The following is an 11,930-nucleotide window of genomic DNA, read 5'->3' on the forward strand; positions in this document are numbered from 1 at the left end:
GCTAATGACGGTGCATAATATTCACCGACGCCGTATTGGGGTGTTTCCTCTTGCGAACTTTGAGATGTGCGCGATAAGGTTTTTGAAAACAATATGTTGCTCACTAAGAAAAAGTGGGCATCCGTTATTATGGGACATGTTGGGGTGTTTAAATGCACCACTTTGATGTCTATTAAAATGTTATATGCTTGAAAGGATTAAAAATTAATAAGGAGATTGACGTGATCATTAATCATATTTCTATTGGTACAAAAGACGTAGTAGCGGCAGTGGCATTTTATGATGCGGTATTTGAAACGCTATCAATAAAACGCTCCCATTATATTGATGGAATTGCAGCAGCTTATGGTGATAGCTTTGAATTTTGGATTGGTTGTCCTTGTGAAAATAGTCCGACTAATGGTAATGGCTCTCATGTCGCCTTTAATGCCTCAAATACTGAAGCCGTCGATAATTTCTATAAGGTAGCAATTGAAAATGGAGCTACTTGTTCTGGTAAGCCTAATTTAAGACCTGAATATGGTGAAGGTTATTATGCAGCCTATGTTCTGGATTTAGATTGCAACAAAATAGAAGCTGTTTTTAATCAATTTTAGAACGCATATAACAAATGCATCAACACGATTTGCTACACTCGGCGTTGTCAGTTTGCCTTTAGTTTCAGTGATTAAGGCAGTAAAATTCAGCTAGGTCTGTATCGTAGCAAACGTGTTATGCAGGCGTTAGCTGCCTGTTCTTTCTTGATGTACTTGGTACGAAATTTGGTAGCTAAACCGGCTTTTCATAGCAGGTGGTTTAAATGAGTCTGACTTTACATTTCAAATCGTCTGTTGGTTAAAGTGTTTGTTTTATCGGTTGAAGCGCAGAATTCAAATCAAAGGGCTTTTTCTTGGTGGTTCGCTTAAGTCATTTGCTTTGTGTTTAAGTCATTTTTCTTGTTCAAAAGGGTGGTTGGCGGCAAGCCGCGCACAATCGAGTCTTGCGCTAACAAGGCTATCAACAGGACGCAATTTCGGTTCGGTGTTTTTCAAAATATCGTGAATACAATGGTTTAAGTGGTATTGGGCGGTTTGATATGCGCCTGTTATCGCGACGTTATACGCTGTAATTTTGCTTACATGTAAGCAGCGACTTTGAGCACCAAACCACAGTGGTTTTCTCAACAAAAAAGCGGTTTGGTTTTGGATCGCCGCTCACCATTGAAAGTGTTGCAAACAAGCCATCAATGACCAGAAAAGACCAAGCATCCCAAGGGCTGCTTGCAAAGTAAGAAGGCGAGGTTCGGCTATTCAAACAGATTGGGTGGCAGCTTTATAACAAAGGTTTTCAAGGCGGACGCAAAACATTCCCGCAAATTTTGTTATATCAATTTATGGCGTTTACGGTGGCTTTTTTGCGTGAAGCTAATGTTTTACGCCGCTTAAAACGACGTTATGCTGAACAAACGATTGGAGTAAATATGTACGTTGAGAATCACTTTCAAATGATGGCTAAGTATAATGACAGAATGAACAATCAAATATTAAGCGTTGTTGAAAGTCTAAATCCCATAGATTTAACTGAAAATAAAGGTGCGTATTTCAAATCTATCATTGGTACGTTAAATCATATTCTTGTCGGTGATATTATCTGGTTATCTCGTTTTAGTCTTCACTCTGAAAGTTACATATCACTTAAATGTGTCACCGAATTACCTAAGCCCCATAGTCTAAGTGATGTTTTATACCCAGATTTACAGTTATATAAAGAAGCTAGGAAAGTGGTGGATTCAGCTGTAATAAATTGGCTAAATATAGATATAGATGTGTCTGACTTTAATCGTAACCTAGAGTATTCAAATACAGCAGGCATTAAAAGTTCGCGTAACTTTGGCGAATTGGTTAGCCATTTATTTAACCATCAAACTCATCATAGAGGCCAAGTTTCAACGTTATTAAATCAAATGGGGTATGACATTGGGGCTACAGATTTTTTGTTTGATATCCCCGAAATGTCAGCATAACAAGCACTTTAAACGGAACAAAAACAGTTGGCTTTGTTTCGTTCCTCAACAAGTATAGCCAACAATTTTTGTCCGCTTAAGTGGGCGTTATACGCTGCAATTTTACTTACACGTAAGCAGCGACTTTGAGCGCCAAACCACAGTGGTTTTCTCAACAAAAAAGCGGTTTGGTTTTGGATCGCCGCTCACCATTGAAAGTGTTGCAAACAAGCCATCAATGGCCAGAAAAGACCAAGCATCCCAAGGGCTGCTTGCAAAGGCAAAAGGCGAGGTTCGGCTATTCAAACAGATTGGGTGGCAGCTTTATAACAAAGGTTTTCAAGGCGGACGCAAAACATCTCCGCAAATTTTGTTATATCAACTTATGGCGTTTACGGTGGCTTTCTTGCATGAAGCTAATGTTTTTCGCCGCTTAAAACGACGTTATACGCTGTAATTTTACTTACATGTAAGCAGCGACTTTGAGCGCCAGACCACAGTGGTTTTCTCAACAAAAAAGCGGTTTGGTTTTGGGATCGCTGCTCACCATTGAAAGTGTTGCAAACAAGCCATCAATGGCCAGAAAAGACCAAGCATCCCAAGGGCTGCTTGCAAAGGAAGAAGGCGAGGTTCGGCTATTCAAACAGATTGGGTGGCAGCTTTATAACAAAGGTTTTCAAGGCGGACGCAAAACATTCCCGCAAATTTTGTTATATCAATTTATGGCGTTTACGGTGGCTTTTTTGCGTGAAGCTAATGTTTTTCGCCGCTTAAAACGACGTTATATGACAAGGAGGTCACACTGAAGATTGAGTATAAGGTTAATCAGCAAATTTCTGCTGAACTATTTATTGACCTGCTTAAGCGAACGACTCTTGGAGAACGTCGCCCAGTAGAAAATACCAACTGTATTAGAGGGATGCTGGATAATAGCAATCTCATCGTCACTGCTTGGGATAGTAGTAAGCTGGTAGGTGTTGCCCGTTCAGTTACAGATTTCCATTATTGTTGCTATTTATCAGATCTAGCGGTTGATGAAAAATATCAAAGGTTAGGTATTGGGAAGCAGTTACAGATTCAAACGCAAGAGCAAATACAGTCTACTTGCAAACTGTTCCTAATCGCCGCACCAACAGCCAATGAATATTACGAGCAGCTTGGTTACACAAGAAATGAGCGTTGCTGGGTGCTCGATCGTGGGCGAAAAATCATTACATAACAAGAGCATGAACGGGACGTTTACTCGTGGCGCATTTTTCAAAAACGGTGATTTAGCCGTTTCAATCAATTTGTGCTAATAAACGCCCGTTATGCTGACGTTATACGCTGTAATTTTACTTACATGTAAGCAGCGACTTTGAGCGCCAAACCACAGTAGTTTTCTCAACAAAAAAGCGGTTTAGTTTTGGATCGCCGCTCACCATTGAAAGTGTTGCAAACAAGCCATCAATGACCAGAAAAGACCAAGCATCCCAAGGGCTGCTTGCAAAGGAAAAAGGCGAGGTGTAGCTAGTCAAACAGCTTGGGTGGCAGCTTTATAACAAAGGTTTTCAAGGCGGACGCAAAACATTCCCGCAAATTTTGTTATATCAACTTATGGCGTTTATGGTGGCTTTCTTGCGTGAAGCTAATGTTTTACGCCCCTTAAAACGACGTTATACGCTGTAATTTTGCTTACATGTAAGCAGCGACTTTTAGCGCCAAACCACAGTGGTTTTCTCAACAAAAAAGCGGTTTGGTTTTTGATCGCCGCTCACCATTGAAAGTGTTGCAAACAAGCCATCAATGGCCAGAAAAGACCAAGCATCCCAAGGGCTGCTTGCAAAGGAAGAAGGCGAGGTTCGGCTATTCAAACAGATTGGGTGGCAGCTTTATAACAAAGGTTTTCAAGGCGGACGCAAAACATTCCCGCAAATTTTTTTATATCAACTTATGGCGTTTATGGTGGCTTTTGTACGTGAAGCTAATGTTTTTCGCCCCTTAAAACGACGTTAGCTGCCTGTTCTTTCTTGATGTACTTGGTACAAAGTTTGGTAGCTAAACCTGCTTTTTATAGCAGGTGGTTTAAATGGGTCTGACTTTAGATTTCAAATCGTCTGTTGGTTAAAGTGTTTGTTTTATCGGTTGAAGCGCAGAATTCAAATCAAAGGGCTTTTTCTTGGTGGTTCACTCAAGTGATTTGGTTTGTGTTTAAGTCATTCTTTTTGTTCAAAAGGGTGGTTGGCGGCAAGCCGCGAACAATCGAATCTTGCGCTAACAAGGCTATCAACAGGACGCAATTTCGGTTCGGTGTTTTTCAAAACATCGTGAATACAACGGTTTAAGCGATATTGGGCGGTTTGATATGCGCCTGTTATCGCGACGTTAGCTGCAAAGGGTATTATGGAGTTAGTCGAAGTTATTGCATCAATTAATTCATTTGATGATGAAGACACAATTTTTGTTGAGAAAATTGGCGGTAAATTTGATCCTGTTTCTCAAGCAGTGGTTTTTGAAATGACTGATGAGGAACTTCAATTACCAACAGCTGAAGTTTGTGAATCTCGTTGCCCTGGAAAGTATTACTTTTTAGAAGTTTTTCTGGTTAAAGAGTTCATTGAGGATTGGGCAACTAATCACAAAGGTTGTCTTCCAACTAATAGTGAAGCTTGTCATAGTTTAATTTTTTATGCTGAAAATGACTCGTATCCTGCGGAGTTTTTCAGCTAACAAGCACTTTAAACGGAACAAAAACAGTTGGCTTTGTTTCGTTCCTCAACAAGTATTGTAGTGGTTTAATGATCCCGGACACCATTTAAGGTGGTAAAGTCACCACTAAAGAAAGAGGTGTTCCATGACAAGACAACGTCGTTCATTCTCCGCTGAATTTAAACTAGAAGCAGCCTGTTTGGTACTTGACCAAGGGTATTCAATTGCTGAGGCTAGCCGCTCATTAAACGTCGGTGAAACGGGACTCAGACGCTGGGTCACACAACTTGAACAAGAGCGCGGCGGTAGTACGCCAGTTTCCAAAGCCTTAACGCCAGAGCAGCAGAAAATCCAAGAGTTAGAGGCAAGGATCCATCGACTTGAACGAGAAAAATCTATTCTAAAAAAGGCTACTGCTCTCTTGATGTCGGACGAACTCGAACGTACGCGCTGATAGACCAATTGAGAGAGCAAGAACCGGTAGAATTGGTCTGTACTGTGTTCGATATCGCCACGTCGACTTACTATGAGCACTGCCAACGACGCCATGATATTGATGCTGAACGTTTGCATCTTCGTAGCGAGATCAACCGACTGTTTACGCTGAGCAGAAGCTCTGCGGGTAGTCGCACTCTGGTCGGCATGATGTGTGAAATCGGACATAAGATTGGACGATTCAAGGTTCGCCGATTGATGAAAGAGGCACAACTCATCAGCAAGCAACCCGGTTCACATAACTATAAGCAAGCTACGGTTGAACGGCCTGATATTCCCAATCAGCTTGATCGTCAGTTCACTGTCGACGCCCCAAATCAAGTATGGTGCGGCGATATTACCTATATATGGGCGGGTCATCGTTGGTGCTATCTTGCCGTTGTCATTGATCTGTATCGCAGACGGGTTGTCGGTTGGGCCATGTCTGACAGTCCTGATGCGGCATTGGTGACAAAAGCGTTGTCGATGGCGTATGAGCAACGAGGAAAACCAAGTGGCGTGATGTTCCATTCGGATCAAGGCTCCCAATACAGCAGTCGCCAGTTTCGACAACACCTGTGGCGGTATCGGATGACACAAAGCATGAGTCGCCGTGGCAACTGCTGGGACAACGCTCCAATGGAAAGGCTATTTAGAAGTCTAAAATCTGAATGGATACCAGCAACAGGCTATGCATCTTTTGCTGAGGCATCCAAAGATATCAGCCATTACCTGATGAGCTATTACAACTGGAAGAGACCGCATAGTTATAACGGTGGTCTTCCACCTGCGAAAGCTGAAAATCAGCCTAATTTACTGTCCGGAATGAGTTGACCACTACAAGTAACTCGCGCGCCCCAGTGCCGTGAGCCGGCATGCACGAAGAACACTCAGACCAGCGGCAACTAACGTGCGTGTACAATCTCGTTTCTCACACACTACCAACCCTTTTTTGCGAACAGCTCCTTCATGGCATGGTTTTCCAAACTGACGTCGGCAAACATTTTTTTGAGCTTGGCATTTTCTGCCTCTAGTTCCTTGATACGCTTCAGTTCAGACGCATCAAGCCCACCATACTTGGCTTTCCAATTGTAATAAGTTGCGCTACTGATGCCATGTTGACGGCAAATATCGTCAACTTTCATGCCTGCGTCGGCTTCTTTGAGGATCGTGACAATCTGTGATTCAGTAAACCGTGACTTCTTCATGGTGCTCTCCTGCTTTTTCTGTGGCAGAAAACTCCAGTTTAGACTGTCTCAGCATAGGGGAAGTAGACAGATGCTTGTTACTACGGAAGCTTTTCAAAGTATCTGAATACAAAGGATTAAAGCAGTTTTGGTGATTTTGTAAGCACCCGTTATCGCAACGTTATATTCACACAGCTTAAAATTAAATCCGTATTGGTTCCGTACAAATTGCACTTTGGTTGTATAAATCTTATACTCGGTCTGGTTACGGAATTACTCCGTACGATTGGAGGTTTTATGGCTACTGCAAGACTTGATATCCGTTTGGATGAAGAAATCAAAGCTAAGGCTGAGAAAGCATCAGCTTTACTTGGTTTAAAAAGCTTAACTGAATATGTTGTTCGTCTAATGGACGAAGATGCAACTCAGGTGATTTCTGAACATGAAGGCATCACTGTTGAAGCAAACGTATTTGACCAATTCATGATTGCTTGTGACGAGGCTAAGGCTCCGAATAACGCATTGATTGAGGCTGCCACATTTACTAAAAGTGGTGAGTTTAAGTGAGTTATTCTAAGAATTTTAAGGAATTGGATAAATCACAGCACGATAGAGCATCATTTGACTGTGGCGAAAAAGAGCTAAACGATTTTATCCAAACTCAAGCAGCTAAACATATGCAAGCAGGTATTAGCCGAACCATGGTTTTACCTGCATCAGTGCAATTACCAAATCAAAAATATCCAATTTGCTCGTTTTATAGTATTGCGCCAAGTTCAATTGGCCGTGATACGTTGCCACAAGCGATAGCTAAAAAATTACCACGCTATCCAATTCCTGTTTTCCTTTTAGCTCAACTCGCAGTTCATAAAGAGTTTCATGGAAGTGGGCTAGGTAAGGTTAGTTTAATCAAAGCTCTCGAATACCTGTGGGAAATTAACTCTCACATGAGAGCTTATGCGATTGTTGTTGATTGTCTAACTGAACAAGCTGAGTCATTTTATGCAAAATATGGCTTCGAAGTTCTTTGTGAAATCAATGGTCGTGTAAGAATGTTCATTCCAATGAAAACAGTCGGTCAGGTATTCACTTAGACGTAAGAGTGAATCTAACAAATGCATCAACACGATGAACGACATCCGGCATTGTAGGTTTGTCTTTATTTCGCTGTTTGTGGCCGTAAAATTCAGCTTGATTTACATGGTAGTAAACATGTTACGCAGGCGCTGAAAGATCCCCTCATAATTATTCCAACCCTGATATTCGTGCATAGAACATTGGTATTGCTGCTCATTGATGCAATATTGTCGGTGGTTTCGCACCTCTCACCCCAAGCGTGGAATAGAAAGAACACGCCGATTTGATGGTATTAGCTTGAAAGTCGTATCGTCATTTAGCTTTTGTTGCAATGAGACCTTTCCACCACATCAGTACCTCTGTCAGCAGCGCAATCAATAACAAGATGTTGACGCTTGATACAACGCGTTCGGTTGTGCCGTAGAGTCAGTCCATATGCGGGACTTTTTAAGTCGCGGAACGCTTCCTCTATCTGCATTCTCTTTGCATATAAGCGTGTTATCTGAATCGCGTTTAGCGTGTCATTGGGGATATTAGTCACCAGCAGCCACGGCGCGTTTGCGCTTTTGGCAAACAGACGAGACGCCTATGCTTCTTGCTGGTACGGGTATGACGTTGCGCTGTCCGTCCTTTCGGTGCCTGTTTAACATGATGAGCATGACAAGCCAGTGGAGAGCGGCGTGCAAGTTGGCAAGTGCCAGATAGGCGGGTTTGTTGTTTGCATTGGGATAGAGTTCTTTATGGCATTACCAAGCAATCGGTCGACTCGCAAGTATCAGAGAGTGAAGTCGTTTTTTATGAATAGTGGGACACTGATTTTGTAGAGTATCTTGTAGAATTTGAATATCGCGCATTGTTCATTCCTTTTATTGGAATGTGGTTTTGGCGAAATTCATTAGATCAAAAGGGTCGATGCGCGTCTTTCTCATTGTTTAGAAAAGGAATTATGAGGGGATTCGCTAGATCACAACGTTAGCTGTCAAAGGATAGTTATGAGAATACTGACAAATATATGCTCTGACGATTTACAAATAAGCAAAGAATTTTATGTTGAGCTACTTGGCTTCAATGTGAAGTACGACAGCGATTGGTATGTGCAACTTTGCTCGCCAGAAGATTCGGAAATTGAATATGGAATTATTCAGAGGAATCACGATCTTGTACCCAGAGATTATCAAAAACCCCCAACCGGTATGTACGTCACTTTCGTAGTAAAGGATGTTGATGCCACTTACCAGAATGCATTAACTATGGGGTTACCTATTTTGCAAGAACCTCGCAATGAATTTTACGGGCAACGCCGCTTTCTGGTAAAAGACCCAAATGGTTGCCTAATTGACATTTGTTCACCTTGGGAGTCTGAGTGATTACACCTAACACATATGAGCCCCTCTCCGGTCAAGAGGCATAGCTGTCTTTATGACTGCGTAAGCAGTCACTGCTTTCGAACAACAAAGTCATCTACTTTGCGTTGTTATTTGAGCCATTAAGTCGTTGCTTACGGCAAACACATATAGAGGGTCTCTTACTGCGGTCTCACCGTCGCCTGCCATTCATGTGGCAGGGCCAGACTAGGTGTCAGCAACTTGGTTGTTCACTTTCCAGTTAAGCCAGCGGGTTAAACTGGCGGGCATGGACCAATGAGTATCAAAGTATGCTTAACGGTGTCTTTAAGGTCGCGATAAAACAAAGTTATGTGCTTATAGAGGGAAGTTGGAATGAACTATGATGAATTCAACCATTTTTGTGGCTCATTCGCAGGGACGAGTCATGTTGTTCAATGGGGTAATTCGGATGTATGGAAGGTGGGTGATAAAGTATTCGCTGTCGGTGGTTGGAGTGGCAACTCTCAAGCAGCGTTCACCTTTAAAACATCAAACTTGAACTACGAATTTCTGAGTCATTACGATGGGTATCGACCTGCGCCTTATTTTGCTAGCCGGGGCATGAAGTGGATACAGCAGACAGAAATATCTGGTGAGCTAGACGACGATTTGAAGTACTACCTATCAGAATCTTACCGGATTGTTGCTAGCGGTCTAAGTAAGCGTAAACAGCAAGAGTTAGGTATAAGTCAGTCAAATCAACCATGCTCATGACCATGTTTTCAAGATGAACGGTGTCACCCCCGCAATTTTTCATTTCAACCTTTGGCGTTTAAAGTGGCTTTTCAGAATGGAGCTAGCATTTTTCGCCCCTAAAGCGACGTTGTGTTCAAAAGGATTTCACATGAAGAAAACTTCAATGGTTCTAATGCTCATATTGGCTTTATCTGGATGCGATCTTGCGAAGCATGTACAAGAAATGTCACAAAAGCAGGCCCAGCTAGAGCGTCTTATACAAAGCAATTATGGCTGGAAGGCTCAGGTCGGTTGGAATATTCGCAATGACGTGCTTCAACAAGTCACCGTGAATGTCAGTGCTTCAGATGTTGGTAGCCAAACCATTTCATCGCTTGAAGAGCAAGTAAACAAATCACTTCGGACAGTTTTTGAAGAGCAACCCGAAACCGTCGTCCTGCAAGTTGTGCTGTCTTTAGAAAAGTGAGTATGTCAAAGCGTTCAGGGCATGTTACCAATGCTTAGGTCCAGCGTGAGTGTCAGCCTTTTAGCTATCTTTAAGTTATCGTCTACTGTTGGATTTTCGTTAGAGTGGGCCGCACCATGACGACAAAGAGTGTTCAAGCACTATTGGATGATATTCGCCTTGAAGACGGCGACCAATACGCTACGGTTGAGTCTGTTAGAAAACGCATTAACAAAACGATTCCATCTGTATCGGAAGAGGTTAAGTACGGTGGCATTCTATTTGCTTCCAGCGTGCAATTTTGCGGTATATTCGCTTACAAAAGTAGCACGTAACGTCAAGTTTTAAGTGTGCCATTGAATACGATTTCGGTAGGCAGCATGACACCCATGATTGAAGTATTGTGACAGTCATTGTTTGTACATAGATGCGTTAAATCTATTAGCGTAAAAACTCAAGGAGTAAATAATGGTGATGACAAATAGAAGCACGGTTCGTGTGTTAACAAGACGAGTCATCATTACATTGATATATCTAGTAGTAACAAGTGTTAATGCTGATGAGAAAATTCAGAGTCAAGTTAAAGGGAGTAACACGCATAATCATAACGCAATAGATAGAGTTTGGGGGATGCCTAGCGATAGCAAAGCACACCTTATGAGTGCTCCTGAAACTAAATCACTTGAAGAGGTTATTGATCTCATTAAGGCGGTTGAAAGTGCTTATCCTGATGACGATTGGAAAGTAACTGCTGCACGGCTGAGAAAAACACATTACAACAGTAAGTTATGGGACCTTCTACTCATTGGTTCCATTGACATAGAACCAGCATCAGTTGATAAGGGGGTTTCGCCTTCTGTGATCAGCATCTTGAAGAAAGGGAACATTGTTTTCAGGATCCCACGGCAACGCTATTGATGTCACGCATGTATGGGCACTAATTAACGCATTATCATATCCATCAATTGATACAGGTATTGATGATTTAAGTGGTATTTCTGTCGCAGATTCAATTAGTTGGGTTGGTGATATTGGTAGTGTCTTATCAGAATATGGCCTCAAAACGAGACCTCATTTCGATTCGTTGCAACAATACTTTCATGGCTATTCTAGTGGGTCTGATTTATATGGTGATGTTGATGGATATGGCGTTTTTCACCAACCGATAGACGGGGGTATGTCTCTCAGTCAAAGGGTTGAATTTTACTATCAGGGGAATTTCAAAAATCGTTTTGATTATTATGAGAAAGCCACCGATATAAAGTTTGAAGAATCGAAAAATGAATATACGGTATCTAATTTATCAGTGGAAAATGTCATTGAACCTCATGTGAGAAAATTCGCCTACTTCTGGACGCTACATCTGTGTCGAGCAAACGAATTGGAATGTGTATTAGATGATGTTGAAAAAAGATTTTATACCACGAAGGATATAGACACTGTCGTTTCGTTGTACTCACAATGGATGACAACACAATTAACGGATGCATCGCGTTACTAAGTTTTGAGCGAGATGAACGACGCTGAATGGTGCACTTTGAGGTTATCTTGTTACTCTCAGCGCACAGATGATTGCTTGTTTTCGTGTTAAAGTTGTCCTGTTTGATATCGTTGTCATTTGGGTGAGTTTCGTTTGTTTGCGAAGAAAAGAGTCAAGCTAATACCTGAAGATGCGTTGAGGGTTAAGGCTATCAATTGCGTCCACAATCGCAATCTTGCGCATTGCTTTCTGGCTGCGGGTTTTGTTCGCAATTTGGTCTGGGATCATCTTCATCAAGAAGCTGTTCCAACCCCTCTGAATGACGAGTGCCGGGTAGGTGAAATAGATAAAATCATGAGGTGTTATACCCAAACAACCTCTCGCTGAGCAAGCAGGTTGACGTTGCTTAGGTATAACTCTTTCAATTGCGTAAGGTCATGATGTAGATATGCGTAAAACCGACAAAAAATTAGATAATCAGATTAGGGAAGTGCTGACCAATGTGCCCCCGGTGTCA

The 11,930-nt window shown here is 42.0% G+C and carries 18 protein-coding genes and 1 pseudogene; 17 read left to right on the top strand and 2 right to left on the bottom strand.

Going from position 1 to position 11,930, the window contains the following annotated elements:
• Positions 1–221 precede the first annotated feature (221 nt).
• The 8 genes from AC3CIC_RS06895 (at position 222) to AC3CIC_RS06930 (ending at position 5,977) form a co-directional block, all read left to right on the top strand.
• On the top strand, positions 222–596 hold the full coding sequence (locus tag AC3CIC_RS06895; RefSeq protein ID WP_488515716.1) for a VOC family protein: 375 nt from the start codon (positions 222–224) through the stop codon (positions 594–596).
• Positions 597–1,384: 788 nt separating this feature from the next.
• Entirely contained in the window at positions 1,385–2,002 is a 618-nt protein-coding gene (locus AC3CIC_RS06900; RefSeq protein ID WP_488515717.1) for a DinB family protein, read from the top strand.
• Positions 2,003–2,144: 142 nt separating this feature from the next.
• Positions 2,145–2,438, top strand: a complete 294-nt coding sequence (locus AC3CIC_RS06905; RefSeq protein WP_488515718.1) for a hypothetical protein — start codon at positions 2,145–2,147, stop codon at positions 2,436–2,438.
• 25 nt (positions 2,439–2,463) lie between these two features.
• Positions 2,464–2,787, top strand: a complete 324-nt coding sequence (locus AC3CIC_RS06910; RefSeq protein WP_488515719.1) for a hypothetical protein — start codon at positions 2,464–2,466, stop codon at positions 2,785–2,787.
• Positions 2,784–3,200, top strand: coding sequence for a GNAT family N-acetyltransferase (locus tag AC3CIC_RS06915; RefSeq protein ID WP_488515885.1), 417 nt, complete (start codon positions 2,784–2,786; stop codon positions 3,198–3,200). The genes AC3CIC_RS06910 and AC3CIC_RS06915 overlap by 4 nt, the downstream gene beginning before the upstream one ends.
• Positions 3,201–3,766: 566 nt before the next feature.
• Entirely contained in the window at positions 3,767–3,976 is a 210-nt protein-coding gene (locus AC3CIC_RS06920; RefSeq protein WP_488515720.1) for a hypothetical protein, read from the top strand.
• Positions 3,977–4,363: 387 nt separating this feature from the next.
• On the top strand, positions 4,364–4,690 hold the full coding sequence (locus tag AC3CIC_RS06925; RefSeq protein WP_488515721.1) for a hypothetical protein: 327 nt from the start codon (positions 4,364–4,366) through the stop codon (positions 4,688–4,690).
• A gap of 124 nt (positions 4,691–4,814) precedes the next feature.
• Positions 4,815–5,977, top strand: a protein-coding gene (locus tag AC3CIC_RS06930; protein ID WP_488514316.1) for an IS3 family transposase whose coding sequence is annotated in 2 segments (ribosomal slippage) — positions 4,815–5,070 and positions 5,070–5,977 — 1,164 coding nt in all. Because the reading frame shifts where the segments join, the coding sequence is not laid out codon by codon here.
• 9 nt (positions 5,978–5,986) lie between these two features.
• Here the strand turns inward: AC3CIC_RS06930 and AC3CIC_RS06935 are convergent.
• Positions 5,987–6,351 (bottom strand): annotated as a pseudogene (locus tag AC3CIC_RS06935) (transposase); the annotation flags it as partial.
• Between the two features lie 276 nt (positions 6,352–6,627).
• On the opposite strand from AC3CIC_RS06935, the gene AC3CIC_RS06940 reads away from it, so the two are divergent.
• Both AC3CIC_RS06940 and AC3CIC_RS06945 read left to right on the top strand, forming a co-directional pair.
• Positions 6,628–6,897, top strand: coding sequence for a type II toxin-antitoxin system TacA family antitoxin (locus tag AC3CIC_RS06940; RefSeq protein WP_016962483.1), 270 nt, complete (start codon positions 6,628–6,630; stop codon positions 6,895–6,897).
• Complete coding sequence (locus tag AC3CIC_RS06945) at positions 6,894–7,424, top strand: GNAT family N-acetyltransferase (protein ID WP_488515722.1); 531 nt, start codon at positions 6,894–6,896, stop codon at positions 7,422–7,424. The genes AC3CIC_RS06940 and AC3CIC_RS06945 overlap by 4 nt, the downstream gene beginning before the upstream one ends.
• Positions 7,425–7,723: 299 nt before the next feature.
• On the opposite strand, the gene AC3CIC_RS06950 is transcribed toward AC3CIC_RS06945, so the two are convergent.
• Positions 7,724–7,948: a transposase gene (locus AC3CIC_RS06950; RefSeq protein ID WP_488515723.1), complete on the bottom strand. Its 225-nt coding sequence runs from the start codon at positions 7,946–7,948 to the stop codon at positions 7,724–7,726.
• A 451-nt stretch (positions 7,949–8,399) separates the two neighbouring features.
• Between AC3CIC_RS06950 and AC3CIC_RS06955 the strand changes: the two genes are divergently transcribed.
• From AC3CIC_RS06955 to AC3CIC_RS06985, 7 genes are all read left to right on the top strand, one after another.
• Complete coding sequence (locus AC3CIC_RS06955; RefSeq protein ID WP_488515724.1) at positions 8,400–8,774, top strand: VOC family protein; 375 nt, start codon at positions 8,400–8,402, stop codon at positions 8,772–8,774.
• 351 nt (positions 8,775–9,125) lie between these two features.
• Positions 9,126–9,506 carry an MmcQ/YjbR family DNA-binding protein gene (locus AC3CIC_RS06960; protein ID WP_488515725.1) on the top strand — a complete coding sequence of 127 codons (381 nt, stop codon included), beginning with the start codon at positions 9,126–9,128 and terminating at the stop codon, positions 9,504–9,506.
• Between the two features lie 130 nt (positions 9,507–9,636).
• Positions 9,637–9,954 (top strand): hypothetical protein, encoded by a 318-nt coding sequence (locus tag AC3CIC_RS06965; RefSeq protein ID WP_488515726.1) that lies wholly within the window; start codon positions 9,637–9,639, stop codon positions 9,952–9,954.
• Positions 9,955–10,070: 116 nt separating this feature from the next.
• The gene (locus AC3CIC_RS06970; protein ID WP_488515727.1) at positions 10,071–10,268 is read left to right on the top strand and encodes a hypothetical protein; all 198 of its coding nucleotides are present in this window, start codon (positions 10,071–10,073) and stop codon (positions 10,266–10,268) included.
• Positions 10,269–10,401: 133 nt separating this feature from the next.
• Positions 10,402–10,851, top strand: coding sequence for a hypothetical protein (locus AC3CIC_RS06975; protein ID WP_488515728.1), 450 nt, complete (start codon positions 10,402–10,404; stop codon positions 10,849–10,851).
• On the top strand, positions 10,820–11,434 hold the full coding sequence (locus AC3CIC_RS06980; protein ID WP_488515729.1) for a hypothetical protein: 615 nt from the start codon (positions 10,820–10,822) through the stop codon (positions 11,432–11,434). Before AC3CIC_RS06975 ends, AC3CIC_RS06980 begins: the two co-directional genes overlap by 32 nt.
• Before the next feature lie 174 nt (positions 11,435–11,608).
• Positions 11,609–11,800 (top strand): nucleotidyltransferase family protein, encoded by a 192-nt coding sequence (locus AC3CIC_RS06985; RefSeq protein ID WP_488515886.1) that lies wholly within the window; start codon positions 11,609–11,611, stop codon positions 11,798–11,800.
• Positions 11,801–11,930 lie beyond the last annotated feature (130 nt).

Source organism: Enterovibrio sp. QJM3NY_24, from assembly GCF_057786035.1.

Coding starts and splice junctions, on each gene's coding strand:
- AC3CIC_RS06920 (WP_488515720.1), top strand. CDS start 3,767: ATGGCCAGAAAAGACCAAGCATCCCAAGGGCTGCTTGCAAAGGAAGAA.
- AC3CIC_RS06925 (WP_488515721.1), top strand. CDS start 4,364: ATGGAGTTAGTCGAAGTTATTGCATCAATTAATTCATTTGATGATGAA.
- AC3CIC_RS06940 (WP_016962483.1), top strand. CDS start 6,628: ATGGCTACTGCAAGACTTGATATCCGTTTGGATGAAGAAATCAAAGCT.
- AC3CIC_RS06955 (WP_488515724.1), top strand. CDS start 8,400: ATGAGAATACTGACAAATATATGCTCTGACGATTTACAAATAAGCAAA.
- AC3CIC_RS06960 (WP_488515725.1), top strand. CDS start 9,126: ATGAACTATGATGAATTCAACCATTTTTGTGGCTCATTCGCAGGGACG.
- AC3CIC_RS06965 (WP_488515726.1), top strand. CDS start 9,637: ATGAAGAAAACTTCAATGGTTCTAATGCTCATATTGGCTTTATCTGGA.
- AC3CIC_RS06970 (WP_488515727.1), top strand. CDS start 10,071: ATGACGACAAAGAGTGTTCAAGCACTATTGGATGATATTCGCCTTGAA.
- AC3CIC_RS06975 (WP_488515728.1), top strand. CDS start 10,402: ATGGTGATGACAAATAGAAGCACGGTTCGTGTGTTAACAAGACGAGTC.